Annotated in this window: 24 protein-coding genes and 1 riboswitch; of the genes, 10 read left to right on the top strand and 14 right to left on the bottom strand. The window is 71.7% G+C overall.

The features are described 5' to 3' along the window. Positions 1-3 precede the first annotated feature (3 nt). From ABZY33_RS21695 to ABZY33_RS21675, 5 genes are all read right to left on the bottom strand, one after another. Positions 4-795, bottom strand: a complete 792-nt coding sequence (locus ABZY33_RS21695) for an ABC transporter permease (RefSeq protein WP_356493255.1) — start codon at positions 793-795, stop codon at positions 4-6. Beyond that, positions 795-1718: an ABC transporter permease gene (locus ABZY33_RS21690; protein ID WP_356493254.1), complete on the bottom strand. Its 924-nt coding sequence runs from the start codon at positions 1716-1718 to the stop codon at positions 795-797. Before ABZY33_RS21690 ends, ABZY33_RS21695 begins: the two co-directional genes overlap by 1 nt. Beyond that, positions 1715-2872, bottom strand: coding sequence for an ABC transporter ATP-binding protein (locus tag ABZY33_RS21685; RefSeq protein ID WP_356493253.1), 1158 nt, complete (start codon positions 2870-2872; stop codon positions 1715-1717). The genes ABZY33_RS21690 and ABZY33_RS21685 overlap by 4 nt, the downstream gene beginning before the upstream one ends. Before the next feature lie 49 nt (positions 2873-2921). Beyond that, a complete protein-coding gene (locus tag ABZY33_RS21680) occupies positions 2922-4181 on the bottom strand; it encodes a spermidine/putrescine ABC transporter substrate-binding protein (RefSeq protein WP_356493252.1) in 1260 nt (419 codons plus the stop codon). Between the two features lie 61 nt (positions 4182-4242). Then, positions 4243-5799, bottom strand: coding sequence for a gamma-aminobutyraldehyde dehydrogenase (locus ABZY33_RS21675; RefSeq protein ID WP_356493251.1), 1557 nt, complete (start codon positions 5797-5799; stop codon positions 4243-4245). Positions 5800-6017: 218 nt separating this feature from the next. Between ABZY33_RS21675 and ABZY33_RS21670 the strand changes: the two genes are divergently transcribed. Continuing rightward, the gene (locus ABZY33_RS21670) at positions 6018-6566 is read left to right on the top strand and encodes an NADAR family protein (protein WP_356493250.1); all 549 of its coding nucleotides are present in this window, start codon (positions 6018-6020) and stop codon (positions 6564-6566) included. A 45-nt stretch (positions 6567-6611) separates the two neighbouring features. On the opposite strand, the gene ABZY33_RS21665 is transcribed toward ABZY33_RS21670, so the two are convergent. Then, positions 6612-7283 (bottom strand): DUF4190 domain-containing protein, encoded by a 672-nt coding sequence (locus ABZY33_RS21665; protein WP_356493249.1) that lies wholly within the window; start codon positions 7281-7283, stop codon positions 6612-6614. Between the two features lie 86 nt (positions 7284-7369). On the opposite strand from ABZY33_RS21665, the gene ABZY33_RS21660 reads away from it, so the two are divergent. Both ABZY33_RS21660 and ABZY33_RS21655 read left to right on the top strand, forming a co-directional pair. Beyond that, positions 7370-8458, top strand: coding sequence for an adenosine deaminase (locus tag ABZY33_RS21660; RefSeq protein WP_356493248.1), 1089 nt, complete (start codon positions 7370-7372; stop codon positions 8456-8458). A 28-nt stretch (positions 8459-8486) separates the two neighbouring features. Further along, the gene (locus ABZY33_RS21655; RefSeq protein WP_356493247.1) at positions 8487-9173 is read left to right on the top strand and encodes a glycerophosphodiester phosphodiesterase; all 687 of its coding nucleotides are present in this window, start codon (positions 8487-8489) and stop codon (positions 9171-9173) included. Between the two features lie 6 nt (positions 9174-9179). Here the strand turns inward: ABZY33_RS21655 and ABZY33_RS21650 are convergent, their stop codons facing one another. From ABZY33_RS21650 to ABZY33_RS21640, 3 genes are all read right to left on the bottom strand, one after another. Next, complete coding sequence (locus ABZY33_RS21650) at positions 9180-10382, bottom strand: spermidine/putrescine ABC transporter substrate-binding protein (protein ID WP_356493246.1); 1203 nt, start codon at positions 10380-10382, stop codon at positions 9180-9182. Between the two features lie 104 nt (positions 10383-10486). Next, positions 10487-10990, bottom strand: a complete 504-nt coding sequence (locus ABZY33_RS21645; RefSeq protein WP_356493245.1) for a DUF1990 domain-containing protein — start codon at positions 10988-10990, stop codon at positions 10487-10489. After that, the gene (locus ABZY33_RS21640; RefSeq protein WP_356493244.1) at positions 10987-12438 is read right to left on the bottom strand and encodes a gamma-aminobutyraldehyde dehydrogenase; all 1452 of its coding nucleotides are present in this window, start codon (positions 12436-12438) and stop codon (positions 10987-10989) included. Before ABZY33_RS21640 ends, ABZY33_RS21645 begins: the two co-directional genes overlap by 4 nt. Before the next feature lie 164 nt (positions 12439-12602). On the opposite strand from ABZY33_RS21640, the gene ABZY33_RS21635 reads away from it, so the two are divergent. From ABZY33_RS21635 to ABZY33_RS21605, 7 genes are all read left to right on the top strand, one after another. Next, positions 12603-13118, top strand: coding sequence for an Lrp/AsnC family transcriptional regulator (locus tag ABZY33_RS21635; RefSeq protein WP_356493243.1), 516 nt, complete (start codon positions 12603-12605; stop codon positions 13116-13118). Beyond that, positions 13103-14482 (top strand): aspartate aminotransferase family protein, encoded by a 1380-nt coding sequence (locus ABZY33_RS21630; protein WP_356493242.1) that lies wholly within the window; start codon positions 13103-13105, stop codon positions 14480-14482. Before ABZY33_RS21635 ends, ABZY33_RS21630 begins: the two co-directional genes overlap by 16 nt. Before the next feature lie 186 nt (positions 14483-14668). Further along, positions 14669-15409: an ATP-binding cassette domain-containing protein gene (locus ABZY33_RS21625; RefSeq protein ID WP_356493241.1), complete on the top strand. Its 741-nt coding sequence runs from the start codon at positions 14669-14671 to the stop codon at positions 15407-15409. Beyond that, the gene (locus tag ABZY33_RS21620; RefSeq protein ID WP_356493240.1) at positions 15391-16593 is read left to right on the top strand and encodes a hypothetical protein; all 1203 of its coding nucleotides are present in this window, start codon (positions 15391-15393) and stop codon (positions 16591-16593) included. Before ABZY33_RS21625 ends, ABZY33_RS21620 begins: the two co-directional genes overlap by 19 nt. A 72-nt stretch (positions 16594-16665) precedes the next feature. After that, positions 16666-17073, top strand: coding sequence for a VOC family protein (locus ABZY33_RS21615; RefSeq protein ID WP_356493239.1), 408 nt, complete (start codon positions 16666-16668; stop codon positions 17071-17073). Between the two features lie 56 nt (positions 17074-17129). Further along, positions 17130-18272, top strand: coding sequence for an LOG family protein (locus tag ABZY33_RS21610; RefSeq protein WP_356493238.1), 1143 nt, complete (start codon positions 17130-17132; stop codon positions 18270-18272). A 201-nt stretch (positions 18273-18473) separates the two neighbouring features. Further along, positions 18474-19172, top strand: a complete 699-nt coding sequence (locus ABZY33_RS21605) for an LAETG motif-containing sortase-dependent surface protein (RefSeq protein WP_356493237.1) — start codon at positions 18474-18476, stop codon at positions 19170-19172. A 100-nt stretch (positions 19173-19272) separates the two neighbouring features. Here the strand turns inward: ABZY33_RS21605 and ABZY33_RS21600 are convergent, their stop codons facing one another. The 5 genes from ABZY33_RS21600 to rlmN form a co-directional block, all read right to left on the bottom strand. Then, complete coding sequence (locus ABZY33_RS21600) at positions 19273-20082, bottom strand: maleylpyruvate isomerase N-terminal domain-containing protein (RefSeq protein WP_356493236.1); 810 nt, start codon at positions 20080-20082, stop codon at positions 19273-19275. 9 nt (positions 20083-20091) lie between these two features. Next, on the bottom strand, positions 20092-21144 hold the full coding sequence (locus ABZY33_RS21595) for an ABC transporter ATP-binding protein (protein ID WP_356493266.1): 1053 nt from the start codon (positions 21142-21144) through the stop codon (positions 20092-20094). Next, entirely contained in the window at positions 21141-22826 is a 1686-nt protein-coding gene (locus tag ABZY33_RS21590; protein ID WP_356493235.1) for an iron ABC transporter permease, read from the bottom strand. The genes ABZY33_RS21595 and ABZY33_RS21590 overlap by 4 nt, the downstream gene beginning before the upstream one ends. Continuing rightward, positions 22802-23908, bottom strand: a complete 1107-nt coding sequence (locus ABZY33_RS21585) for a thiamine ABC transporter substrate-binding protein (RefSeq protein ID WP_356493234.1) — start codon at positions 23906-23908, stop codon at positions 22802-22804. The genes ABZY33_RS21590 and ABZY33_RS21585 overlap by 25 nt, the downstream gene beginning before the upstream one ends. An 81-nt stretch (positions 23909-23989) precedes the next feature. Further along, a riboswitch (TPP riboswitch) is annotated at positions 23990-24106 on the bottom strand. A gap of 24 nt (positions 24107-24130) precedes the next feature. After that, complete coding sequence (gene rlmN, locus ABZY33_RS21580; protein WP_356493233.1) at positions 24131-25237, bottom strand: 23S rRNA (adenine(2503)-C(2))-methyltransferase RlmN; 1107 nt, start codon at positions 25235-25237, stop codon at positions 24131-24133. Positions 25238-25481: the final 244 nt, after the last annotated feature.

Below are 25481 nucleotides of genomic sequence, written 5' to 3'. Positions count from 1 at the left end.
TACTCAGTGGGCTGTCTTGTTCTTCCGCTTGCCGACCATCATTCCGGCCAGCACGCAGACCACGGCGACCAGGAACATCGCCGTGCCGATGACATTGATCTGCACCGGGGTGCCCCGCTGTGCCGAACCCCAGACGAACATGGGGAAGGTGACGGTGGAGCCCGCGTTGAAATTGGTGATGATGAAGTCGTCGAAGGAGAGCGCGAACGCGAGCAGCGCGCCGGCGGCGATGCCCGGCGCCGCGATCGGCAGCGTGACGCGCAGGAAGGTCTGCACGGGGCCCGCGTACAGGTCCTGCGCGGCCTGCTCCAGGCGTGGGTCCATCGACATCACGCGCGCCTTCACCGCTGTCACGACGAAGCTGAGGCAGAACATGATGTGGGCGATGAGGATCGTCCAGAACCCCAGCTGAGCGCCCATGTTGAGGAAGAGCGTGAGCAGCGAGGCCGCCATCACGACCTCCGGCATGGCCATGGGCAGGAAGATCAGCGAGTTGACCGCGCCGCGCGCCCGGAACCGGTAGCGCACGAGCGCGAAGGCGATCATCGTGCCGAGGACGGTCGCGCCGAGCGTCGCCCACACCGCGAGCCGCAGGCTCAGCGAGAGCGAGCCGCACATGTCGGCGACGCCGCACGGGTTCTTCCAGGCGTCCAGCGAGAACTGCTGCCATTCGTAATTGAAGCGGCCTTTGGGTTTGTTGAAGGAGAAGACCGTGACGACGACGTTCGGCAGGAGCAGATAGGCGAGCGTGATCAGCCCCGCTATCACCACGAGATTCTTCCGCAGCCAGCGCATCAGACGAGATCCTCCGTTCCGGCCCGGCGAATGTAGAAGGTGACCATGAGGAGAATGGCCGCCATGAGGATGAAGGAGAGCGCGGCGGCGGTCGGGTAGTCGAGGATGCGCAGGAACTGCGTCTGGATGACGTTGCCGACCATGCGGGTGTCGGTGGAGCCGAGCAGGTCCGCGTTGACGTAGTCGCCGGCCGCCGGGATGAAGGTGAGCAGGGTGCCGGAGACGACACCGGGCATCGACAGCGGGAAGGTCACCTTGCGGAAGGTGGTCGCGGGCGAGGCGTAGAGATCGCCCGCGGCTTCGTGCAGCCGGCCGTCGATGCGTTCGAGCGACGTGTAGAGCGGCAGGATCATGAACGGCAGGAAGTTGTAGGTCAGTCCGCACACCACCGCGAGCGGGGTGGCCAGGACCCGGTCGCCCTCGGTCATCCCGAGCCAGGTCGTGACGTCGAGCAGGTGCAGGGTGTTGAGCGCGCCGACGACCGGGCCGCCGTCGGCGAGGATCGTCTTCCAGGCGAGTGTGCGGATCAGGAAGCTGGTGAAGAACGGCGCGATGACCAGGACCAGCACGACGTTGCGCCAGCGGCCCGCGCGGAACGCGATGAGGTAGGCCAGCGGGTAGCCGAGCAGCAGGCACAGCAGCGTGGCGCAGCCCGCGTACAGCACCGAGCGCAGGAACTGCGGGTAGTAGTCGGCGAGCGCGTCCCAGTAGGTGGCGAAGTGCCAGGTGACCTTGAAGCCGTCCTCGAGCGACCCTTGCTGGACGGAGGTGGAGGCCTGGTAGACCATCGGCAGGGCGAAGAAGACGACCAGCCACAGGATGCCGGGCAGCAGCAGCCAGTACGGGACGAGGCGGCCGCGCCGGCGGGGCCTGCGCGGGGTGTCGGTGGGCGCCGCGGGGGGCGCTTCGGTGAGGGTGCTCATGCCGCCGCGTCCTCCGCGACCTTCTCCACGCCCGCCCCGGCGTCCTGCGCGGCGTCGAGCCCGAAGGTGTGGGCCGGGTTCCAGTGCAGGACGACCTCGGCGCCGGGCACGAGCCGGGCGTCGCGCTCGATGTTCTGGGCGTAGACCTCGAAGGCGGCGCAGAGCGGGCTGTCGACGACGTACTGGGTGGAGACGCCGATGAAGCTGGAGTCGGCGATGCGGCCGGTGATGCGGTTACGCCCGGCCGGGACCGTGCCCGCGTCGTCGGCGTGGGTGAGCGAGATCTTCTCGGGCCGGATGCCGACCAGGACCTTGCCGCCCCGCGCGGTGGCGCCGGAACAGCGCGCGGCGGGCAGCAGCAGGGTGCCGTCGCCCGTCGTGAGGGTCAGGTCGTCCCCGGTGCGTCCGGCGATCTCGGCCTCGATGAAGTTCGAGGTGCCGAGGAAGTTGGCGACGAAGGCGGAGGACGGGTTCTCGTACAGGTCGGTGGGGGCACCGAGCTGTTCGACGCGGCCGCGGTTCATCACGGCGACGGTGTCGGCCATGGTCATGGCCTCCTCCTGGTCGTGCGTGACGTGGACGAAGGTGATGCCGACCTCCGTCTGGATGCGCTTGAGCTCCAGCTGCATCTGGCGGCGCAGCTTGAGGTCGAGGGCGCCGAGCGGCTCGTCGAGCAGGAGCACCTTGGGGTGGTTGATGAGGGCGCGGGCCACGGCGACGCGCTGCTGCTGGCCGCCGGAGAGCTGCTGCGGCTTCTTGCGGATGTGCTCGCCGAGCTGGACCAGGTCGAGCATCTCCTCGACCTGCTTCTTCACCGACTTGATGCCGCGCCGGCGCAGGCCGAAGGCGACGTTCTCGAAGATGTCCAGGTGCGGGAAGAGGGCGTAGGACTGGAAGACGGTGTTCACCGGCCGCTTGTGGGGCGGCAGCGCGGTGACGTCCTGGTCGCCGAGGTGAACCGTTCCTGTGGTCGGCTCCTCCAGGCCCGCGATCATGCGCAGGGTGGTCGTCTTGCCGCAGCCGGAGGCGCCGAGCAGCGCGAAGAAGGAGCCTTGCGGGACGGTGAGGTCCAGTGGCCGGACGGCGGTGAACCCGTTGTCGTACGTCTTGCTGATCCCGGTGAGACGGACGTCGCCGCCGTGGTCGGTCGTCATGGTGTGTCCAAGGAGTCTGGGGGCGGGGGCAGTTACGGGCGGGGCCGGCTCAGCCGCCGGACAGCTGGGCGAACTTCTCCTCGAAGGCCGTCTCTTCCTTCGCGGTGAGCGAGCGGAAGCTGTGCGCCTTGGCCGACATCGCCTTGTCGGGGACGATCAGCGGGTCGTGCGCCACGTCCTTGTCGATCTTGACGAGTTCCGGGGTGACGACGGCGCTGTCGAGCGGCGTGACGTAGTTGATCCAGGCGGCCACTTCGGCGCCGACGGCCGGCTCGTAGTAGTAGTCCATGAGCTTCTCGGCGTTCGTCTTGTGCCGGGCCCGGTTCGGCACCAGCATGTTGTCGGTCGACGAGATGTAGCCGGCGTCCGGGATCGCGAACTTCACGTGCGGGTTGTCCGCCTGGAGCTGCACCACGTCCCCGGCCCAGGCGAGACAGGCCGCCAGGTCGCCCTTGCTGAGGTCGGCTATGTAGTCGTTGCCGGTGAAGCGGCGGACCTGGCTCTTGTCGACGGCCTTCTGCACCCGGGCGATCGCCGCGTCGAAGTCGTCCGCGGTGAAGTCGCGCGGGTCCTTGCCGAGGTCGAGCAGGGCCATGCCCATGGTGTCGCGCATCTCGGAGAGCAGGCCGACCCGGCCCTTGAGCTTCGGGTCGTCGAGGAGCTGCGAGACCGAGGTGATCTCCCGGCCGCCGGTGGCCTTCGTGTTGTACGCGATGACCGTCGCGATGCCCTGCCAGGGGTAGGAGTAGGCGCGGCCGGGGTCCCAGTCGGGGTTGCGGAACTGGCCGGCCAGGTTGGTGTACGCGTGCGGCAGGTTGGCCGGGTCGAGCTTCTGCACCCAGCCGTAGCGGATGAGGCGGGCGGCGAGCCAGTCGGTGAGGACGAGGAGGTCACGGCCGGTGTCCTGGCCCGCCGCGAGCTGCGGCTTGATCTTGCCGAAGAACTCGACGTTGTCGTTGATGTCCTCGGTGTACTTGACCTTGATCCCGGTGCGCTTCGTGAACACCTCCAGGCTCGGCCGGTGCTTCTCGTCGTCGCTCATGTCGATGTACTCGGTCCAGTTGGAGAAGGTGAGTTCCTTCTCCTTGGCCGAGTGGTCCTCGGACGAGATGCCGCCCCCGGACTTGCTCGCGGCCGGGATGCCGCAGGCGCTCAGCGTCCCGAGCCCGCCGGCGGCGAGCGCGCCGAGCGCCGAACCCCGGATCAGGGACCGGCGGGAGAGGGCCGACCTGGCCCTGCTGAGGTTCATGCTCCGCCGGACAGCGGCCACTTGGGCTGGGGACAGGCGGTCGGACTCGTACTGCTCCATGCGCGTGGTGCCCTTTCGGGAGGCCCCCGCGAGCCCGCTGGGGGCCCGGACGGGAGGTGGGTTACGGGCGCCGGTCCCCGAAGACCGTGCGGTGCCAGTCCTTTCTGGCGATCGCGGTGTTGTCGAACATGACGTGCTTGACCTGCGTGTACTCCTCGAAGGAGTAGGCGGACATGTCCTTGCCGAAGCCGGACGCCTTGTATCCGCCGTGCGGCATCTCGCTGAGGATCGGGATGTGGTCGTTGATCCACACGCAGCCGGCCTTGATGGCGCGGGTGGCGCGGTTCGCGCGGAACACGTCCCGGGTCCAGGCGGAGGCGGCGAGCCCGTAGGGGGTGTCGTTGGCGAGCCGGATGCCCTCGTCGTCGCTGTCGAAGGGCAGCACGACCAGGACCGGCCCGAAGATCTCGCTCTGCACGGCCTCGCTGTCCTGCGCGGCGTCGGCGATGAGGGTGGGCCGGTAGTAGGCGCCGCGGGCGAGCTCGCCGCCGGGCGCCTCGCCGCCGGTGACCACGCGCGCGTAGCCGCGCGCCCGGTCGACGAAGGCGGCGACGCGGTCGCGCTGGGCGTGCGAGATGAGCGGCCCGAGGTCGGTGCCGTCGGCGAACGGGTCCCCGAGGCGGACCGTCTCCATCAGCTCCGCGACCCCGGAGACGAAGGCGTCGTAGAGCGGGCGCTGCACGTACGCGCGCGTGGCCGCGGTGCAGTCCTGCCCGGTGTTGATGAGGGCGCCCGCGACGGCGCCGTGCACCGCGGCCTCCAGGTCGGCGTCGTCGAACACGACGAACGGCGCCTTGCCGCCCAGCTCCAGGTGGAGCCGTTTCACGGTGGCGGTGGCGATCTCGGCGACGCGCTTGCCGACGCCGGTGGAGCCGGTGAAGGAGGTCATGGCGACGTCGGGGTGACCGACGAGGTGCTCGCCGGCGTCCCGGCCCGCGCCCGTGACGACGTTGACGACGCCGTCCGGGATGCCCGCCTCGGTCGCGACCCGTGCGAACAGCAGCGAGGTGAACGGGGTCAGCTCGGCGGGCTTGAGGACGATGGTGTTCCCGGCGGCGATGGCCGGCAGCACCTTCCACGCGGCCATCTGCAGCGGGTAGTTCCAGGGCGCGATGGACCCGACGACCCCGATCGGCTCCCGGCGGACGTACGAGGTGTGGTCCCCGCTGTACTCCCCCGCCGACTGCCCTTGCAGGTGCCGGGCGGCGCCCGCGAAGAAGGCGGTGTTGTCCACCGTCCCCGGGACGTCGAACTCGCGGCTCAGCTTGATCGGCTTGCCGCACTGGAGCGACTCCAGGCGCGCGAACTCCTCGGCGCGCTCGGCCAGCACCCCGGCGAACCGGTGCAGCGCGTCGGAGCGTTCGCCCGGCGTCGCGCCCGACCACTCGGGGAAGGCGGCGCGGGCGGCGGCGACGGCGGCGTCCACGTCGTCCGGGCCGGCCAGCTCGTAACGGTGCACGTCCTCGCCGGTGGCGGGGTCGACGACGGCGTGGGTGCGGCCCGAGGTGCCCCGGGCCGGACGTCCGCCGACGAAGTTGGTCCCGTCGGCGAAGCGCTCGCGCGCCGCCTCGGCGACGGTCGTGGCCTGGAGGGGGTGGTCCGCGGTCGGGTGGTGCATGCGTGCTCGCTCTCGCTCTCCTGCGCCGGGCGACCCCGTCCCGGGGTGTCGACGTGGCTCCAGCTCGATTTGAGTGCCGATCCTGACAGAGGGCCGATACGTCAACAAGTGATTCCGTTGTTGCCTTTTGGTTACGCGACGGAATCTGTCGACCAGGTGTCGAGTCACCCTGATAAACCCAGGACGGAGTGTCCGTGGTGCGTGCCACACTCGCGTGCATGGAGATCGACAGCAGGGAAGCGCTGGTGGCGGCCCTCGCTGCGGGGGCGCGGGTGAAGTACCTGCACTTCTGGGGGCACGCGCCGCGCAAGGACGGTGTGCTGGGAGCGAGTTGCCTGAGTCAGTGGTGGCCGTCGCCGTTCACCGTGGCGGGTGTCGAGTACGCGACGGCGGAGCACTGGATGATGGCGGCGAAGGCCCGGCTCTTCGCCGACCCGCGGGCCGAGCGCGAGGTGCTGGCGGCGGACCACCCCGCGCAGGCGAAGAACGCGGGACGGCTCGTGAAGGGCTTCGACGAGGCGGTGTGGCGGCGCGAGCGGCTGGGGATCGTCGTCGAGGGCAGCGTCCACAAGTTCGCCGCCGACCCGGAGCTGCGGCGGTTCCTGCTCGGCACGGGCGAGCGGGTGCTGGTGGAGGCGAGCCCGGTGGACCGGGTCTGGGGCATCGGCCTGGCCGCGGACGACGCGGCGGCGCACTCCCCCGCGCGGTGGAGAGGGCCGAACCTGCTGGGGTTCGCGCTCATGGCGGCGCGGGCCCGCCTGCGCTGACGCGGCGGGCCCGGCCGGTCCTTCCCGGCGTCGCTCAGCGCGGGGTCAGGCGTTGAGCCCGATCAGCAGGCCGAGGAACCCGAGCCCCACGACCAGACCGAACGAGCCGCAGATGATGCCGGTCAGGGCCTGCCCCGGGTTGGCGGCCTCGCCGCGCTTGGCCTTGCCCCGGCCGATGACGCCGAAGACGATGCCGAGGATGCCCAGGATGATGGCGAGTGGCCACATCATGCAGAGCACGGCCGAGACGATGCCGGTCACCATGCCGGTGACCCCGATGCCGTTGCTCGGCTGCGGCGGCATTCCGCCCTGCCAGCCGTACTGGGGCGCCACGCCGTACGGCGCGGGCTGCCCGGGGTGGCCGTACGGCGGAGCGGCCTGGTAGCTGCCGTAGGCGGGAAGGCCGGGCCCCGCGGGCGAGACCGGTGGGGGCGGCACCGGGCCGCCGCCGTGCTGACCGTACGGCGGCGCGTACGGCGACTGCGGCTGGGGCGGCTGCTGGGCATAGGGGCCCTGCGGCGGCTGGGCGTACGGGGCCTGGGGCGGCGCCGGGGCCGGGGACGGGGGCGGCACCTGGGGCGCCTTGGTGGCCGGCATCGCCGTCACCGTCTGGCTCTCGTGCAGGCCGCGGGCCTCGGGCCCCTGCGGCTGCTGGGCCGCCGCGTCCTGCGGCGCGGCCCAGGGGTCGTTCCCCTGTGGTGTGGTGCCGCCTGCCATATGAAGCGCCCCCTCGGTTCGTCGGTCCCGACATGCTACGGGTCCCGCCGCCCGGCCTTCCCGGCGGCCGGTCCGCCCCGCATACGATGCCCGGGTACCCCGATCAGCCGATCACCCGAGTTCCTGGGGAGGAATCCGTGAGCCAGAGCCTGCAGACCTTCATCGCCGGACTGCCGAAAGCCGAACTCCACGTGCACCATGTGGGCTCCGCCTCTCCCCGGATCGTCGCGGAGCTGGCCGCCCGGCACCCCGACTCCTCGGTGCCCGCGGACCCCGAGGCCCTCGCGGACTTCTTCACCTTCCGGGACTTCGCGCACTTCATCACCGTGTACCTGTCCGTGGTCGACCTGATCCGCACCCCGGAGGACGTCCGGCTCCTCACGTACGAGGTGGCCCGCGACATGGCCCGGCAGAACGTGCGCTACGCCGAGCTGACCCTCACCCCGTTCTCCTCCACCCGGCGCGGCATAGACGCCCGCGGCTTCATGGACGCGATCGAGGACGCCCGCAAGGCCGCCGAGTCCGAGTTCGGCACGGTGCTGCGCTGGTGCTTCGACATCCCCGGCGAGGCGGGTCTGGAGTCGGCCGAGGAGACGGCGCGGCTCGCGACGGACGACGCGCTGCGCCCCGAGGGACTGGTCTCGTTCGGCCTCGGCGGGCCCGAGATCGGCGTGCCCCGGCCGCAGTTCAAGCCGTACTTCGACCGCGCGCTCGCGGCGGGCCTGCACTCCGTCCCGCACGCGGGCGAGACGACCGGACCCGAGACGGTGTGGGACGCGCTGACGTACCTGGGCGCCGAGCGCATCGGCCACGGCACGTCCAGCGCCCAGGACCCGAAGCTCCTCGCGCACCTCGCCGAGCGCGGGATCCCGCTGGAGGTCTGCCCGACCTCGAACATCGCCACGCGCGCCGTCACCACCCTCGACGAGCACCCGCTGCGGCAGTTCGTGGAGGCGGGGGTGAGCGTCACCATCAACTCCGACGACCCGCCGATGTTCTCCACCGACCTCAACAACGAGTACGCGGTCGCGGCCCGCCTCCTCTCGCTCGACGAGCGGGGCCTCGCCGAGCTGGCGAAGAACGCGGTGCGCGCCTCCTTCCTCGACGCCCCGGGCAAGGCCCGGATCGCCGCGGAGATCGACACGTACACGGAGCGCTGGCTCGCCGGCGCGTGAGCCGGCCGCCCGCCCCACAATGGGGGCCATGCGCACCCTGACCGCCGTGGCCCACCGGGGCGACCCGTACCGCGTCCGTGAGAACACCCTGCCGTCCCTGCGTTCCGCGCGGGAGCGGGGCGCGGACGCGGTGGAGATCGACGTCCGCCTGACCCGGGACGGGGTCCCGGTGCTCCTGCACGACGCGACGCTCAAGCGGCTGTGGGGGCACGACCGCCCGCTCTCGGCGCTCAGCGCGCAGGAGGTGCGCGGGCTGACGGCGGGCGGCGTGCCGACGCTGGCCGACGCGCTGGCCGCGCTCGACGGGGTCCGGGTCATGGTCGACCTGCCGGGCGCGGACGCCCGGACGGTCCGCGCGGTCGTCGGCGCCGTCCGGGACAGCGGCGCCGCGGAGCGCGCCTACTACTGCGCGGGGGCGCGGGCGATGCTCCTGGTGCGGGCCGCGGACCCGGCCGCCGAGACCGCGCTGACCTGGACGAGCCTGGCCCCGCCGCGCCCGGCCCTGCTCGACGCGGTCCGCCCGCGCTGGCTCAACTACCGCTTCCCGCTGGTGAGCCGGGAGCTGACGGACCGCGTCCACCGCGACGGCTGCCTGGTCTCCGCCTGGACGCCGGACACCCGGCGCTCGATGCGCCGGCTGCTCGCGGCCGGCGTGGACTCGATCACGACGAACCGCGTCGACGTCCTGAACGAGCTGCGCGGGGACCGCGGTTGAGCGCCCCTACAGCCCCGCGATCGCGTTCCACCGCTTCGCGAACTCCGTCCGCTCCGCGGGCCTGATGTCGCGGGCGATCGCCAGCCGGGAGCGCATGGTGTCGTCGGGGAAGATCAGCGGGTCCTCGGCGAGCGCGGCCGTCTCCTTGTCCTTGGACGAGGCGAGGACGTCCTTGGCGGCGGGCACGGGGCAGACGTAGTTGACCCACGCCGCCAGCTCCGCGGCGGCCTCGGGTGCGTAGTAGTAGTCGATCAGGCGCTCGGCGTTGGCCTTGTGGTCGGCGAGGTTCGGGATCATCAGGGACTCCGCCCAGAGTTCGGCGCCCTCGCGCGGGACGACGAACTCGATGTCCGGGTCGTCGGCCTGCAACTGGATGACGTCACCGCTGTAGGCCTGGCAGGCCAGCACGTCCCCGCTGGAGAGGTCCTTGATGTAGTCGTTGCCGGTGAAGCGGCGGATGTGCTTGGTGCGGACGAGCTTCTCCACCTGGTCGCAGACGCGGTGGAAGTCGTCGGCGCGCCACCGGGTGATGTCGACGCCGTTGCCCTGCATGAGGAGCGCGAAGGACTCGTCGAGACCGGAGAGCAGGGTGACGCGCCCCTTGAGGTCGTCGGCCCACAGGTCGGAGACGTGCTGGATCTCCCGGCCGAGGCGGCGCCGGTTGTAGGCGATGCCGGTGATGCCGGACTGCCAGGGCACGGTGTACTTGCGGCCGGGGTCGAAGGCGGGCGAGCGCAGCAGCGGGTCCAGGTACCGGGTGACGTTCGGCTGGCGGGAGCGGTCCATCTCCTGGACCCAGCCGAGGCGGACGAAGCGCGAGCACATCCAGTCGGAGATGACGACGAGATCGCGCCCGGTGCGCTGGTGGTTCATCAGCGAGGGGCTGATCTTGCCGAAGAACTCGTCGTTGTCGTTGATCTCCTCGGTGTACGTGACCTGGATGCCGGTCCGCTGCTCGAACGCCTCCAGGGTGGGGCGCCGGGAGGGGTTGTCGTCGTCGACGTCGATGTACAGCGGCCAGTTCGCCCAGGTGAGCGACGCGTCGGCGGCGGAGAGGTCCCGGCCGGCCCGGTCGCCGGGTTCGACGTACGCCGCGGGCACCCCGCATCCGGTGGCCAGCGCGCCGACGGCCAGCGCCCCGGCACCACCGCCCAGGGCGCGCAGCAGGGAACGACGGGTGACCGGGGAGGTGAGGTGAGTGGCTCGCACGCAGGCAGGATGCCGTCGCCGCCGGGGCCCGGGCAATGGACGCTGCGTCGAGCGGGCGGGTCCGCAGCCGACACCCTGTCGATCCGGGGCCGGGCGCCGGGGATTCAGGGCGCCGGACGGTCCCGGCAGGTGGCGGCCACGGCCCGCAGGTAGCGCCGGGTGGCCCACAGCTGGAAGCCCCGGGCGACCGGTCCGGCGAGCCGGGTGTACCAGCGTCCGGGCCGCGAGAACGCCCGGATGCGGAACCACACGGAGCCGTCCGCCTCCCGCGTCACGAGGAACGCCTCCTCGCCGCGCTCCGGGTGCCCCGGCAGCGTCCCGTAGGCGAACCCGATGCGGGAGGCGGAGCGGACGACCCCCACCACCCGGCAGGGGATGCGCAGCCACAGCAGGCGCAGGACGACGTCCGCGCCCTCGCGCGCGTCGCCGCCGGGCGCGACGCGCAGTCCGGCCCCGCGCTGGGCGCCCCACGCGAGCACCGCCGCGCCCGCCCGCTCGAAGCACTGCGGCCCCGAGCCGAGCCGGACGCGGCGGTCCAGGTGCGCGTACCCCGGCGGGAGTTCTCCCTCCGCCAGGGTCGCGCCCACTTCCTCGTAGGTGAGGCTCACGCGTCCAGCGACGTCATCACGTGCTTGATGCGCGTGTAGTCGTCGAAGCCGTAGCCGGACAGGTCCTTGCCGTAGCCGGACTTCTTGAAGCCGCCGTGCGGCATCTCGGCGACCAGCGGGATGTGGGTGTTGATCCACACACAGCCGAAGTCGAGCACCTTGGACATGCGCATCGCGCGCGCGTGGTCCTTGGTCCACACCGAGGAGGCCAGCGCGTAGTCCACGCCGTTGGCCCACTCGGTGGCCTGCGCCTCGTCGGTGAAGGACTGGACGGTGATGACGGGGCCGAAGACCTCGTTCTGGATGATCTCGTCGTCCTGCTTGAGGCCGGAGACGACGGTCGGGGCGTAGAAGAAGCCCACCTCGCCGACGCGGTGGCCGCCGGCCTCGACCTTGGCGTGCGCGGGCAGCCGCTCGATGAACCCGGAGACCTGCTTGAGCTGGTTGGGGTTGTTCAGCGGGCCGTAGAGCACGTCCTCGTCGTCCGGCTGCCCCGTCTTGGTGTCGGCGGCGGCCTTGGCGAGCGCGGTCACGAACTCGTCGTGGATCGACTCCTGGACCAGCACGCGCGTGGCGGCCGTGCAGTCCTGGCCGGCGTTGAAGAAGCCCGCCACCGAGATGTCCTCGACGGCCTTGGCGATATCGGTGTCCTCGAAGACGACGACCGGCGCCTTGCCGCCGAGCTCCAGGTGGACGCGCTTGAGGTCCTTGGCGGCGGACTCGGCGACCTGCATGCCGGCGCGCACGGAGCCGGTGATGGAGGCCATCGCCGGGGTCTCGTGCTCGACCATCATGCGGCCGGTGTCGCGGTCGCCGCACACCACGTTGAAGACGCCCTTGGGGACGATGGAGCCGATGATCTCGGCCATCAGGACCGTCGAGGCGGGGGTGGTGTCGGACGGCTTGAGGACGACGGTGTTGCCCGCGGCGAGCGCCGGGGCGAACTTCCACACGCCCATCATCATCGGGTAGTTCCACGGCGCGACCTGCGCGCAGACGCCGATCGGCTCGCGGCGCACGATGGAGGTGAGGCCCTCCATGTACTCCCCGGCGGCGCGGCCCTCGAGCATCCGGGCCGCGCCCGCGAAGAAGCGGATCTGGTCGACCATCGGCGGGATCTCTTCGGAGCGGGTCAGCCCGATGGGCTTGCCCGTGTTCTCCACCTCGGCCGCGATCAGCTCCTCGGCCCGCTCCTCGAACGCGTCCGCGATCTTGAGGAGGACCTTCTGCCGCTCGGCGGGGGTCTGGTCGCGCCAGGCCGGGAACGCGGCCGCGGCGGCGGCCATGGCGGCGTCGATGTCGGCCTGTCCGGACAGCGGTGCGGTCGCGTACGCGTCGCCCGTGACGGGGTTGACCACCTCGGTGGTCCGTCCGTCGGCGGCGTCCCGGAACTCGCCAGCGATGTAGTTCCGTAGTTTCCGCAGCTGACGCAGTTCACTGGTGGTCACTGACCGGCCTCCTTGTCGGGATGTCCACTGCTTGAGACACCACCCTAAGGCGTGGGCCGACGCTTTCAACACCCCCCACCGCTCCCGATCAACGAAATCCGCGACTATTGAGGCCGCAGACAACGGATTACATCGATCCGGGCTTGCGAAACCGACGAGTCCTCGTGCAGAGTGAAGTCGTGGCCAGTCGCAGCGCAGACCCCAAGGGACCCCGTTCGAGAAGCGGCGGGAGTCCGCCGCTGGACGCCGTCTCCCTCGCCATCATCGAGCAGCTCCAGGAGGACGGCAGGCGTCCGTACGCCGCCATCGGCAAGGCCGTGGGCCTCTCCGAGGCGGCCGTGCGCCAGCGCGTCCAGAAGCTGCTCGACCAGGGCGTGATGCAGATCGTCGCCGTCACGGACCCGCTCACCGTGGGATTCCGGCGCCAGGCGATGGTCGGCATACATGTCGAGGGCGACCTCGACCCGGTGGCGGACGCGCTGACGGCCATGCCGGAGTGCGAGTACGTCGTGATGACCGCGGGCTCGTTCGACCTGATGGTGGAGGTCGTCTGCGAGGACGACGACCACCTTCTGGAGGTCATCAACCGACGCATCCGGGCCCTTCCCGGAGTGCGCTCCACCGAGAGCTTCGTCTACCTCAAGCTCAAGAAGCAGACCTACATGTGGGGAACCCGATAGCCGTGAGCCAGGACCTCAGCCGAACCGCGTACGACCACCTGTGGATGCACTTCACGCGCATGTCGTCGTACGAGAACGCGCCCGTTCCCACCATCGTGCGTGGCGAGGGCACCTACATCTACGACGACAAGGGCAAGAAGTACCTCGACGGGCTCGCGGGCCTCTTCGTGGTCCAGGCCGGCCACGGCCGCCGCGAGCTGGCCGAGGTCGCCGCCAAGCAAGCCGCCGAGCTGGCCTTCTTCCCCATCTGGTCGTACGCCCACCCCAAGGCCGTGGAGCTGGCCGAGCGCCTGGCGCACTACGCGCCGGGCGACCTCAACAAGGTCTTCTTCACCACCGGCGGCGGCGAGGCCGTCGAGACCGCGTGGAAGCTGGCGAAGCAGTACCACAAGCTCACCGGCAACCACACGAAGTACAAGGTCATCTCCCGCGCGGTCGCCTACCACGGCACCCCGCAGGGCGCCCTGTCGATCACCGGTCTGCCCGCGCTCAAGGCCCCCTTCGAGCCGCTCGTCCCGGGCGCGCACAAGGTGCCGAACACGAACATCTACCGCGCGCCGATCCACGGCGACGACCCCGTGGCGTTCGGCCGCTGGGCCGCCGACCAGATCGAGCAGGAGATCCTCTTCGAGGGCCCGGAGACGGTCGCGGCCGTCTTCCTGGAGCCGGTCCAGAACGCGGGCGGCTGCTTCCCGCCCCCGCCCGGCTACTTCCAGCGCGTGCGCGAGATCTGCGACAAGTACGGCGTGCTGCTCGTCTCGGACGAGGTCATCTGCGCCTTCGGCCGCCTCGGCACGATGTTCGCCTGCGACAAGTTCGGCTACATCCCCGACATCATCACCTGCGCCAAGGGCATGACCTCGGGCTACTCCCCGATCGGCGCCGCGATCGTCTCGGACCGGATCGCCGAGCCGTTCTACAAGGGCGACAACACCTTCCTGCACGGCTACACCTTCGGCGGCCACCCGGTCTCCGCGGCGGTGGGCCTCGCCAACCTCGACGTGTTCGAGCGCGAGGGCCTCAACCAGCACGTGCTCGACAACGAGGCCAACTTCCTCCAGACGCTGGAGAAGCTGCACGACCTGCCGATCGTCGGCGACATCCGCGGCAACGGCTTCTTCTACGGCATCGAGCTCGTCAAGGACAAGGCCACCAAGGAGACCTTCACGGACGAGGAGTCGGAGCGCGTGCTCTACGGCTTCGTCTCCAAGAAGCTCTTCGAGTACGGCCTGTACTGCCGCGCCGACGACCGTGGCGACCCGGTCATCCAGCTCTCCCCGCCGCTGATCGCGGACCAGTCGACGTTCGACGAGATCGAGTCCATCGTCCGCCAGGTCCTCACGGAGGCCTGGGAGAAGATCTGATCACCCCGCCGGCCACGGCCCGGCCGCGCCCATCCGAGTGAGATGGGCGCGGCCGGGCCGCGTCTTTTGCGGACGCGTGGCCCGGAAAACCTAGCGTGCCCTGTGACCGATCGGCCCTGCCTTCGTTCCCCCGTACGGGGGACGGGAACTTCCCCGGCACAACTGATCTGAACCGAGGTGTACGCCATGGTGGCCCCGCCGGACAACGACGTGCTGTGGGCACGCGCCCTGCACTTCTCCCACAACGGCTCCCCCGCGCTCACGGGCGTCTCGCTGGAGATCCGCGACGGGGAGATCCTCGCGGTCACCGGTCCGCGCGGCGCGGGCAAGACGACGCTGCTGCGGTGCCTGTCCGGCCAGCTCCTGCCGCGCCAGGGCGAGGTGTGGTTCAACAGCACCCCGGTGCACACCATGGGCGCGCCCGCGCGTGAGCGGCTGCGCCGCGACCGGTTCGGCTGGATCGACCCCGAGCCCGTCCTCGTGCCCGAACTGAACGTGTGGGAGAACACGGCCCTGCCGCTGATGCTCCGCGGCACCGGCCGGCGCCCCGCGAAGAGCGCCGCCCAGGAGTGGCTCGACCGGCTCGACGTGGGCCACCTCGCCCGCAAGCGGCCCGGCGCCCTGCGGATGGCGGAGCGGCAGCGCGTCGCCATCGCCCGCGCCCTGGTGCACGACCCGGACGTGGTCTTCGCCGACGAGCCCACCGCGACCCTGCACCGCACCGACCGGGCGCACGTCCTGCGGACGCTGACGGCGGCGGCCCGCTCGCACGCCGTCACCGTCGTCCTGGCCACCCACGACCCCGAGGTCGGCGCGCTCGCCGACCGGACGGTGCCGCTGCTCGACGGACGCCGCGTCACCACCGTGCACCTGCCGGCCGCGGCCACCGACCCGGAAGGCCGTACCGCGTGCTCGCTCTCCGTCTAGTCCGCGGCGGACACCCCCTGGTCCAGCTCCGCAGGCTGCTGGTGGCCGCCGCGTCGGCGGGCACCGGCTTCCTGCTGCTGTGCACGCTGGGGTACGCGCTCGGCCACCCCGGCGCCCCCACGGCCGCCGTGCTACGCCTGTCCTGGTGCCTGGTTCCGCTCGCCGCCACCGTGTACCTCGCCGTCGCCGTGGCCCGCTCGGACCCGGGCACCCAGCTCCGCTCCGGCCTCAGCGCGGTCGGCCTCGGCCCGGCCCGCCTCACGCTGCTCGCCGCCGTCTCCACCGCGCTGGCCTGCGGGCTCGGCTCGATGCTGGCGCTGCTCTGCTTCCTGCATCTGCGCGGTGACCTCACAAGCCTCCCGTTCGGCGGCGCGGCGCGCCGGCTCCTCGCCGCCGACCGGCCGCTGCCGCTCGCCGCCACGCTCACGCTGCTGACCTTCGTACCGCTGGCCGCCTCCGCCGCCTGCGCCTTCGTGCTGCGCCCCCGCCGGACCGCGTCGGCGCGGCCCGCCCCCGCCGGCGCCGCGGACCCGGACGAGCCGGAGGAGCCGTTCGCCGCGCCCGTCGCCGCGCCGGCCGGGCTGCCCTGGGGCGTGGCCCTGCTCGCCGCCGGGCTCGCCGTGGAGACGTACACCTCGCACGCGCGCGCCGAGGACGGGCCCCCGATGCCGGGCGGTCTCGGCGGCAGCCCGGGCGGGGTGCTGGCCGGCTGGGCGCTGACCGCGCTCGGCCTCGCGCTGGTCGGGCCCGGTCTCGCTCATCTGTGCGGGCGGGCCCTGCAGGCCCTCCGGCCGGGCGCCGTGCGGCTGCTCGCCGGGCGCGTCCTGCAGGAGGAGGCGGGGCGCATCGGCCGCCCGCTCGGTGTCGTCTGCGCGGTGGCCTCGGGCGCCTACGCGGCCAACGCCCTGTACGGGCACGCCGGGCACGCCTCCCCCGGTCTCGGCCCGCTGACGGCGCTCGGTGCGACGCTCGTCGCCGGCTGCACCCTCGCCACGCTGCTGACCGCGGCCGTGGAGGCGCGCCAGGCGCGCCGGCACACCTACACCGCGCTGCTGCGGCTCGGCGCCCCCGCGGCGAAGCTGCGCGCCGCCGCCGCGGTGCGCGCGGTCACGTTGCTGGCCGTTTTCGCGCCGCTAACGTGGGCCGTCGCACAACTTTCGGCCGTTCCGCTGCTGTCCCGATGACTTTTGCCACCCCGGCCCGTCTATCCCTGCGTACACACGACACCGACCCACACAGAAGGCGACGGGCCTCCCATGTACCAGCAGATGATCTTCGTGAACCTGGCCGTGAACGACCTGGACGCCGCCAAGAAGTTCTACTCGGAGCTCGGGTACACCATCAACCAGCAGTTCACGGACGAGACCGCCTCCGCCGTGCAGCTCAGCGACACCATCGTGTTCATGCTGATGACCAAGGAGAAGTACGCGGGCTTCACTCACAAGACGATCGTCGACTCGACGCGCAGCAGCGAGGTGCTGCTGTGTCTGAGCGCCGAGAGCCGGGAGAAGGTCGACGAGCTGGTCGAGCAGGCGCTCGCGGCCGGCGGCACCGAGCACGGTGAGAAGCAGGACCACGGCTTCATGTACGGCCGCGCCTTCGACGACCTGGACGGCCACACCATCGAGGTGGCGTGGATGGACCCCTCGGCCATCGAGGGCTGAGCGGCCGCGGGCCGCCCGGGCATCGGGGCGCGGGGGCGGGCTCTTAGCATGGGCGGATGCAGCCGACCTCAGCAGAGTCCCCCGTGCCCGCCCGTCCCAGGACCACTTCCGACCGCGAGATCGAGACGCTCGCCGAGTTCGACACGACCCTCGCCCGAGGCGGCACGCTCGCCCATCACCGGGTGCAGGCCGTCGATCTGACGGAGCGTACGGACCGGCTGCTCGCCGCCGAGGTGGCGGGCGCCGTCTTCCTCGGCTGCCCGATGGAGCCGGCGGCGGCCGCGCGGGTCAGGGCCGCCGGGGCGCTCGTCTTCCCGCCGGTCCCGGGGTTGCCGTTCGACCCGTACCGGGGCCACCTGTACACCCCCGACGAGCTCTTCGACGGGCTGTCCGACCCGCAGGGGTACGACGCGACACCGGACGCCCGCGCGTACGCCTGGTTCCAGCGGACCAAGGACGACGGCGATGTGTTCGCGTCCATGCTGCGGGCCGTGCACGACGACTCGGTCTCGGACGCCCTCGACGAACTCCTCGTCGGGGAGCGGGTGGTGGGCGTCATGGGCGGCCACGCGATGATGCGCGGCACCGAGGAGTACGCCGGGGCGGCCCGGCTCGGCCGGACGCTCACCCGGGCCGGTCTCACCGTCGCGACGGGCGGCGGCCCCGGCGCCATGGAGGCCGCGAACCTCGGCGGGTACGCGGCACCGTTCGCCGACAGCATCCTGGACCAGGCGCTGCAAATCCTGGGCAAGACACCGTCGTTCACCCCCTCGGTCACCGACTGGGCGGCCGCCGCCTTCGAGGTGCGCGGCCGCTGGCCGGGCGGCGGTGCCTCGGTCGGCATCCCCACCTGGTTCTACGGGCACGAGCCGCCCAACGCGTTCGCCGCGCATCTCGCCAAGTACTTCGCCAACGCCACGCGGGAGGACGGCCTGTTGGCCCGGTCGAACGCGGGCGTCATCTTCCTGCCGGGCGCGGCCGGGACCGTGCAGGAGATCTTCGACAACGCCACTCCGAACTACTACGAGTCGCGCGGCGAGCCGACCCCGATGGTCCTCGTCGACCGTGACCACTGGACGCAACAGCTGCCCGCCTGGCCGCTGTTGCGGGCGCTCGCGCGCGGACGGGCGATGGAGTCGCGCATCGCGCTCGTCGACTCGGTGGACGAGGCGGGCGAGGCGCTGGCCCGGATGGTCTGAACGCGGTGTCCGGTAAAGCGGCTTTCAAACGTCGGTAGGGTCAAGTGCGGGTCAAGTCTCGATACCAAGTGCCGTCAGCATATTGACGTTGCGTTATAGGCGCTTGTAGACGTGAGGTGTCCGTGAGGACGCTGAGGCGAGAGCCACGCGTTCCCTCACGGCATCCGTCTCTTTTCTGCACTTACCCCGTGAAGGACAACTGTGTCCGTAACCCCCCGTATATCCGCACGTACCGCGCGCTTCGCCGGTGTGGCGGCCGCCGCCACCGCGCTCACCCTGGGCGTCGCCGGCTCCGCTTCCGCGTGCAACATCAGCGAGTTCAGCGCCGAGGCGATCTGCGACGGTGACCAGGGCGTCATCACCGTGAAGGACGTCGACTCCTCCGGAACGCTCGCCACCGTCACCCTGTTCACCGGGGAAGGCAGCGCCGAGAAGCTCGTCGGCACCAAGACCGTGGCGGGTTCCCGCGAGGGCACCACCATCACGTTCGCCGAGAACTGGGCGCCGAACACGCACTACCGCATCCACGTGAAGACCAAGCAGTACAACGTGGACGACGACATCAAGGGTGGCGTCACCACCCCGTCGACGGCCTGCGCCACCGAGAAGCCGACCACGCCGCCGGCCACCCCGGAGCCGTCCTCCCCGGCGCCGAGCGATGCGACGCCGAGCGCCTCGACCCCGGCGGAGACGGCCACGCCGTCCCCGTCGGTCGCGGAGTCCACCTCCCCGGCGGCCCCGGCCCCGGCCAACTCGGCTTCCCCGGCCGGTGGTTCGGACCTCGCCGAGACCGGTGCGAACAGCAACACCGGCCTCTTCGCCGGCATCGCCGCGGCCCTGGTCGTGGCGGGTGGCGGCGTGGTGTTCGCCCTGCGCAAGCGCGGTGCGGCCCAGCGCTAACACTCTGAAGGGGTCGTACGGGCGTCACCGGCCGGGCAGGCGGGCCGGGCGCGCCTCGTACGGCCCCTTTTCGCGTTCCGCCCGCTCCTGCCCGCTCCGGTCAGCCGAACGAGGCCCGCTCCAGCCAGAACTCCAGCAGCGACCGGTCGCCGAGCACCTCGACGTCTCCGCTGTCGAGCGGCGCGCGCCGGTAGAAGGCGAGCAGCACGGCCGTCAGCGGGCCGCGCAGGGCGACGTCGGCTCTGGCGTGGTCGCGACGCCACACGACGCCTTCGTCCCGCAGTTCGATCAGCCATTCGGCCGCCGCCTCCGGAGCCGTGTCGGTGGCGTGCAGATGGAGCGTGCGCCCGCCCGCCTTCAGCTCCTGGGCCGAGTCCCGCGCGTCGATGTCCTGGACGAACCGCACGATCCGCAGCCACTCGTCGACGGCGTCGGCGGCGATCTCCGGCGCCACGTCGTAGCCGGCCCCGGCGGCGAGCGCCGCGTCGGCCCGGTGGATCGCCGTCTCGTGGGTCATCCGGCGGGCCCAGAACCCGGCGTCCTGCTGCCAGGCCCAGCTCCAGCAGGCGGCGTCGGGCCCCGCCTCGCGCAGCGTCCGCGCGAGGCGTCCGGCCCCCTCGTCGAGCCAGTCGCGCAGGGTGGCGGGAGCGTCGTCCGCGGGTGCGCGGCCGGGCACCTGGTCCTCGGGCAGCGCCGCGGTGGCCCGGGTGCGCACCATCGCCTCGGCCCAGCGGTGGGCCCGCCCGACGTGCTGGGCGAGTTCCCGGACGCTCCACTCCGGGCAGGTGGGCACGGTCGCGGTGAGGTCGGCCTCGGCCAGTTGACCGGTCAACAGGCGTGTCTGCGCCACGATTTCGTCGCAGAACCGGTCATGCCCGAGCTGCCCGTGCGGCGGCGGAGAAGTCGTCATGCGCCGACCCTACGCAGCCGCGCCGCCGCCCAGCAGCACGATTTCCGCCGCGTCGAACGCGACGCCGACCTCGGCCCCCTGTTCCGGCGCCGCGCGCAGCGCGCACGCCGCTTCGAGCCGGGGCGCGTCGCGGGGCTGCAGGTGCAGCGCCACGTGCGTGCCGCGGAAGGTGCGGGCGGCGACGGTACAGGTCAGCTGGGCGTCGGCGGGGTCGACCAGGCGGACGCCGGCGGGCCGGACGAGGAGCCGGCCGGGCCCCTGCGGCGAGCCGGCCGGGACCGGCACCTTGCCCCACGGGGTGTCCGCGGCGTCGCCCGAGACGGAGACGGTCGCCTCGACGACGTTGTCGAAGCCGAGGAAGCGGGCCACGAACGCGTCGGCCGGATGGCGCCACACGTCGAGCGGTGTGCCGGACTGGGCGATCCGTCCGTCGCGCATGACGACGACCCGGTCGGCGAGCGCGAACGCCTCGCCCTGGTCGTGGGTGACGGCCAGCACGGTGGTGCCCAGTTCGCCGAAGAGGGCGCGCAGTTCGACGACGAGACGTTCGCGCAGCGACCGGTCGAGCTGGCCGAGCGGTTCGTCCAGCATCAGCAGCCGGGGCCGCGGCGCGAGCGCCCGGGCCAGCGCGACCCGCTGCTGCTCACCGCCGGAGAGCGCGGCGACGGCCCGGCGTTCGGCCCCCGGAAGGCCGACCAGCTCCAGCAACTCCCGCACCCGGGCGCCCTGTTCGCGCTTGCCGGCGCCGTGCATGCGCAGCCCGAACGCCACGTTGCCGCCGACGTCCCGCTGCGGGAACAGCTGGTGGTCCTGGAACATCAGACCCACGCCCCGCTTGTGCGCGGGCACGCCGCCCTGGTCCTGGCCGCTCAGCAGGACCCGTCCGCCGTCGAGGGGTTGCAGGCCCGCGACGGCCCGCAGGAGCGTGGACTTGCCGCTGCCGCTGGGGCCGAGCACACACACGATCTCGTGCTCCGCGACCGCCAGGTCCACGCCGTCTAGCGCGGCGCGCCCCCGGAACCGTACGGTCGCGTCGTCGAGTGCGAGCAAGGCCGCCATCAGAACTCCCCGGTCGTGGCCCGTGCGGGCCTGATGCGTTCGAGCAGCAGCAGACAGACGGCGCAGACGACCATGAGGACGGTCGAAAGGGCCATCGCCTGCCCGTAGTTGAGGTCCCCGGCCCGGCCGAGCAGGCGCGCCACGGCGACCGGCAGCGTCGGGTTGTCGGGCCGCGCGATGAAGACGGTGGCGCCGAACTCGCCGAGGGAGACCGCGAACGCGAACCCGGCCGCGACCAGCAGCGCCCGGCGCACCAGAGGCAGATCGACCTCACGCCAGGCCCGCAGCGGCGAGGCCCCGAGCACGGCGGCGGCCTCCCGCAGCCGCCCGTCCACGGCCCGCAGCACCGGCAGCATGGTCCGTACGACGAACGGGACGCCGACCAGGGCCTGGGCGAGCGGCACCAAGATCCAGGAGGCTCGCAGGTCCAGCGGCGGCTTGTCGAGGGTGATCAGGAACCCGAACCCGACGGTCACCGCGGAGACGCCGAGCGGCAGCATCAGCAGGGCGTCGAACCCGCGGACCAGGCGGCCCGCGCGGCGGGTCAGCGCCGCCGCGGCGAGGCCGCCGATGACGAGCGCGATGCCGGTGGCGGCGAGCGCGTACTCCAGGGAGTTCCCGACGGCGTCGATCGGCGGCACGAGGAAGGTCCCGCCGTCGGCGTCGCCGAGCGCCCGGTAGTAGCCGAACCCGTACCCGCCCGGTGTGTCCAGGGAGCGCTGCACGAGCACGCCGAGCGGCAGGAGGATCAGGACGGCGACGGTCGCGAGGACGCCGGCGAGGAGCGCGCGCTGGCCCGCGCCGCGCGGTCTGCGCGCCGTGTGCGCGGCGTCGACGAGCCGCAGCGCGCTCTCGCGGCGCCGCGCGCTCCAGGCGTGCACGGCCAGGATGAGCCCCACCGCGACGAACTGCACGAGCGTCAGGACGGCGGCGGTCGACAGGTCGAAGATCTGCGCGGTCTGCCGGTAGATCTCCACTTCGAGCGTGGAGTAACCGGGGCCGCCGAGGATCTGCACGACCCCGAAGGAGGTGAAGGTGAACAGGAAGACCATCAGGGCCGCCGCCGCCACGGCCGGTCCGAGGGCGGGCAGCGTCACCGTGCGCCAGGCCGCGAACCGGGAGGCGCCGAGCATCCGCGCGGCCTCCTCCTGCCGCGGATCGAGCTGCGCCCACAGCCCGCCGACGGTCCGCACGACCACGGCGTAGTTGAAGAAGACGTGCGCGAGCAGGATCGCCCACACCGTGGTGTCGAGCCGTACGCCCCACACCGCGTCGAGCAGCCCGCCCCGGCCGAGCAGCGCCAGGAACGCCGTGCCCACGACGACGGTCGGCAGGACGAACGGCACGGTGACGACGGCCCGCAGCAGCTGCTTGCCGGGAAAGTCGAGCCGGGCGAACACGTACGCGCCCGGCAGCCCGATCAGTAGCGTCAGGGCGGTCGAGGCGAGGGCCTGCCAGACCGTGAACCACAGGACGTGCCGGATGTCGGACTGCCCCAGCACGTCCACGATCCGCCCGAACTGCCAGGCGCCGCCGACGAGCAGCCCCCGCCGGACGATGGCGAGGACCGGGTAGGCGAAGAAGACGGCGAAGAACGCGACGGGCACCGCCATCAGGCCGAGCCGCGCCGCGCTCCCGCCGCGCGGCCGGACCGTGGCGGTCACTTGCGGACGAGCGAGGTCCACGACTTGACCCAGTCGTCCCGGTGGTCCGCGATCGTGCGCGGGCTCATGGTCTCGGGGTCCCCGACCCGCACCGCGTACTTGCGGTAGTCGGCGGGCGCGGAGGCGTCCTCGGTCACCGGGTCGACGAACATGTTGAGCGGCATGTCCTGCTGGAACTCCTTCGAGATCAGGAAGTCGAGCAGCGCCCGGCCGCCCTTCTCGTTCTTCGCCCCGTCGAGCAGCCCGGCGAACTCGACCTGCCGGAAGCAGGTCCCGGTGGCGACCCCGACCGGCGACGTCTTCGGCTGCGGGTCGGCGTAGATCGCCTCGGCGGGCGGCGAGGAGGCGTACGAGACGACGAGCGGACGCTCGCCGCCGGCCTTCTTGCCGCCGGCGCTGCCGCTGAACTCCTCGTTGTAGGCCTGGTCCCAGCCGTCGACGACCTGCACGCCGTTGGCGACGAGCTTCTTCCAGTACCCCTGCCAGCCGTCGCCGCCGTACTTCGCGGCGGAGCCGAGCAGGAAGCCGAGGCCGGGCGAGGAGGTGGCCGCGTTCTCGGTGACCAGCAGGTTCTTGTACGCGGGCTTGGCCAGATCGGCGAACGAGGACGGCACCGCCAGCTTGTGCCGCGCGAAGTACTCCTTGTCGTAGTTGACGCAGATGTCGCCGGTGTCGACCGGGGTGACGCGGTGCTTCGCGACGTCGAGCTGGTACTCGCTGGGCACCCGTTCCAGTCCCTTGGCCCGGTACGGGGCGAAGATCCCGTTGTCGAGCGCACGGGACAGCAAGGTGTTGTCGACACCGAAGAAGACGTCGCCCTGCGGGTTCCCCTTGGACAGGATCGCCTTGTTGACGGCCTGCCCGGCGTCGCCGTCCTCCAGCACCTTGACCTGGTAGCCGGACTTCTTCTCGAAGTCCTTCAGGACGTTCTTGGAGACGGCCCACGAGTCGTGGCTGACGAGGGTGACGGTCGCGGACTCACCGGAGGTCCCTTCGCCGGACGACCCGCAGGCGGACAGCGCGAGCATCCCGAGGACGCAGCCGACGGCGACGACCACGGACGTCGTCCTACGCGTGGTGCTGGTGGTGCTGGTGGTGCTCATTACGAATTCCTCCTGGAATGACCAGGAGAAGACGCGGCCCTGCCCGGCGACCCCTGAGGACCGCCGGGCAGGGCGCAACAGCATGAGTGATGACCGAACTTCCTACCCGGAATGACCCGGGCGAGGTTCAGAGGGTCTGCGGCCTGTCCTGCTTCGGTGCCGCACTCTCAGCGCTGTGGCGCTCCCCTGTCGGAATATGAAGATGTGGGTACGGGCCCCAGGCTACCGCTCGGTGGCGGCGAGCTGACCACACGCCCCGTCGATCTCCTGGCCACGGGTGTCGCGGATGGTGACGGGCACCCCGTGCGCGGCGATCGCGTCGACGAACGCCTTCTCGTCCTCGGGCCGCGAGGCGGTCCACTTCGAGCCGGGCGTCGGGTTGAGCGGGATGAGGTTGACGTGCACCGGCTTGCCCTTGAGCATCCGGCCGAGCCGGTCGCCGCGCCACGCCTGGTCGTTGATGTCGCGGATCAGCGCGTACTCGATGGAGAGCCGGCGCCCGGACCTGGCCGCGTACTCGAACCCGGCGTCGAGCACCTCCCGCACCTTCCACCGTGTGTTGACCGGTACGAGGGTGTCGCGCAGCTCGTCGTCGGGGGCGTGCAGCGAGATGGCGAGACGGCACTTGAAGCCCTCGTCGGCGAACCGGTTGATGGCAGGGACGAGCCCGACCGTCGACACGGTGATGCCGCGCTGCGAGAGGCCGAGCCCGTCCGGCTCGGGGTCGGTCAGCGCGCGGATGGCCTGCACGACGCGCTTGTAGTTGGCGAGCGGCTCGCCCATCCCCATGAAGACGATGTTGCTCAGCCGCGCCGGGCCGCCGGGGATCTCCCCGTCGCGCAGCGCCCGCATCCCGTCGACGATCTGGTGCACGATCTCGCCGGTCGACAGGTTCCGGTCGAGACCGGCCTGCCCGGTGGCGCAGAACGGACAGTTCATCCCGCACCCGGCCTGCGACGAGATGCACATCGTCACACGGTCCGGGTAGCGCATCAGCACGGACTCGACGAGCGTCCCGTCGAACAGCCGCCACAGGGTCTTGCGCGTGGTGTCCTGGTCGGTCGAGAGGTGCCGCACGACGGTCATCAGCTCGGGCAGCAACGCCTCCCGCAGCTTCTCGCGCGACCCGGCGGGGATGTCGGTCCACTCGGCGGGGTCGTGCGCGTACCGCGCGAAGTAGTGCTGCGACAGCTGCTTGGCGCGAAACGGCTTCTCCCCGATCGCGGCGACGGCTTCCTTCCGCTCGGCGGGCGAGAGGTCGGCGAGGTGCCGCGGCGGCTTCTTGGCTGCGCGGGGGGCGACGAAAGTGAGTTCTCCGGGCTTAGGCATGGCTGTACCAGTGTCGCAGATGGATGGGGGTGACCGTCCTCGGCATCCTGTGGTGGGGTTCAGCGGCAGCAGCGGAGCCGGCCAGGGCACGAAAAGCAACAAGACCGTTCCATGCCCCCGAAGGTCACCCCTCAACGCTCCTCAGATCTGCACCCGTCGCACCGATCATCTGTGAAGGCGGGACGCTACAGAAACCCGGGTGGACAGTGTGGACAAGTTCAGCTCGCCTACGCACATCCATTAA

It is taken from the genome of Streptomyces sp. NPDC006552 (assembly GCF_040611655.1).
GTDB lineage: Bacteria > Actinomycetota > Actinomycetes > Streptomycetales > Streptomycetaceae > Streptomyces.
This window is presented reverse-complemented; position numbering and strand designations above follow the sequence as displayed.

What these genes read in the sequence shown, in the direction of transcription:
- ABZY33_RS21625 (WP_356493241.1), top strand. Translation starts at nt 14,669, where the DNA reads ATGGTGGCCCCGCCGGACAACGACGTGCTGTGGGCACGCGCCCTGCAC.
- ABZY33_RS21660 (WP_356493248.1), top strand. Translation starts at nt 7,370, where the DNA reads ATGCCCGGGTACCCCGATCAGCCGATCACCCGAGTTCCTGGGGAGGAA.
- ABZY33_RS21600 (WP_356493236.1), bottom strand. Translation starts at nt 20,082, where the DNA reads ATGACGACTTCTCCGCCGCCGCACGGGCAGCTCGGGCATGACCGGTTC.
- ABZY33_RS21615 (WP_356493239.1), top strand. Translation starts at nt 16,666, where the DNA reads ATGTACCAGCAGATGATCTTCGTGAACCTGGCCGTGAACGACCTGGAC.
- ABZY33_RS21665 (WP_356493249.1), bottom strand. Translation starts at nt 7,283, where the DNA reads ATGGCAGGCGGCACCACACCACAGGGGAACGACCCCTGGGCCGCGCCG.
- ABZY33_RS21690 (WP_356493254.1), bottom strand. Translation starts at nt 1,718, where the DNA reads ATGAGCACCCTCACCGAAGCGCCCCCCGCGGCGCCCACCGACACCCCG.
- rlmN (WP_356493233.1), bottom strand. Translation starts at nt 25,237, where the DNA reads ATGCCTAAGCCCGGAGAACTCACTTTCGTCGCCCCCCGCGCAGCCAAG.
- ABZY33_RS21680 (WP_356493252.1), bottom strand. Translation starts at nt 4,181, where the DNA reads ATGGAGCAGTACGAGTCCGACCGCCTGTCCCCAGCCCAAGTGGCCGCT.
- ABZY33_RS21670 (WP_356493250.1), top strand. Translation starts at nt 6,018, where the DNA reads ATGGAGATCGACAGCAGGGAAGCGCTGGTGGCGGCCCTCGCTGCGGGG.
- ABZY33_RS21585 (WP_356493234.1), bottom strand. Translation starts at nt 23,908, where the DNA reads ATGAGCACCACCAGCACCACCAGCACCACGCGTAGGACGACGTCCGTG.
- ABZY33_RS21695 (WP_356493255.1), bottom strand. Translation starts at nt 795, where the DNA reads ATGCGCTGGCTGCGGAAGAATCTCGTGGTGATAGCGGGGCTGATCACG.
- ABZY33_RS21675 (WP_356493251.1), bottom strand. Translation starts at nt 5,799, where the DNA reads ATGCACCACCCGACCGCGGACCACCCCCTCCAGGCCACGACCGTCGCC.
- ABZY33_RS21655 (WP_356493247.1), top strand. Translation starts at nt 8,487, where the DNA reads ATGCGCACCCTGACCGCCGTGGCCCACCGGGGCGACCCGTACCGCGTC.
- ABZY33_RS21610 (WP_356493238.1), top strand. Translation starts at nt 17,130, where the DNA reads ATGCAGCCGACCTCAGCAGAGTCCCCCGTGCCCGCCCGTCCCAGGACC.
- ABZY33_RS21685 (WP_356493253.1), bottom strand. Translation starts at nt 2,872, where the DNA reads ATGACGACCGACCACGGCGGCGACGTCCGTCTCACCGGGATCAGCAAG.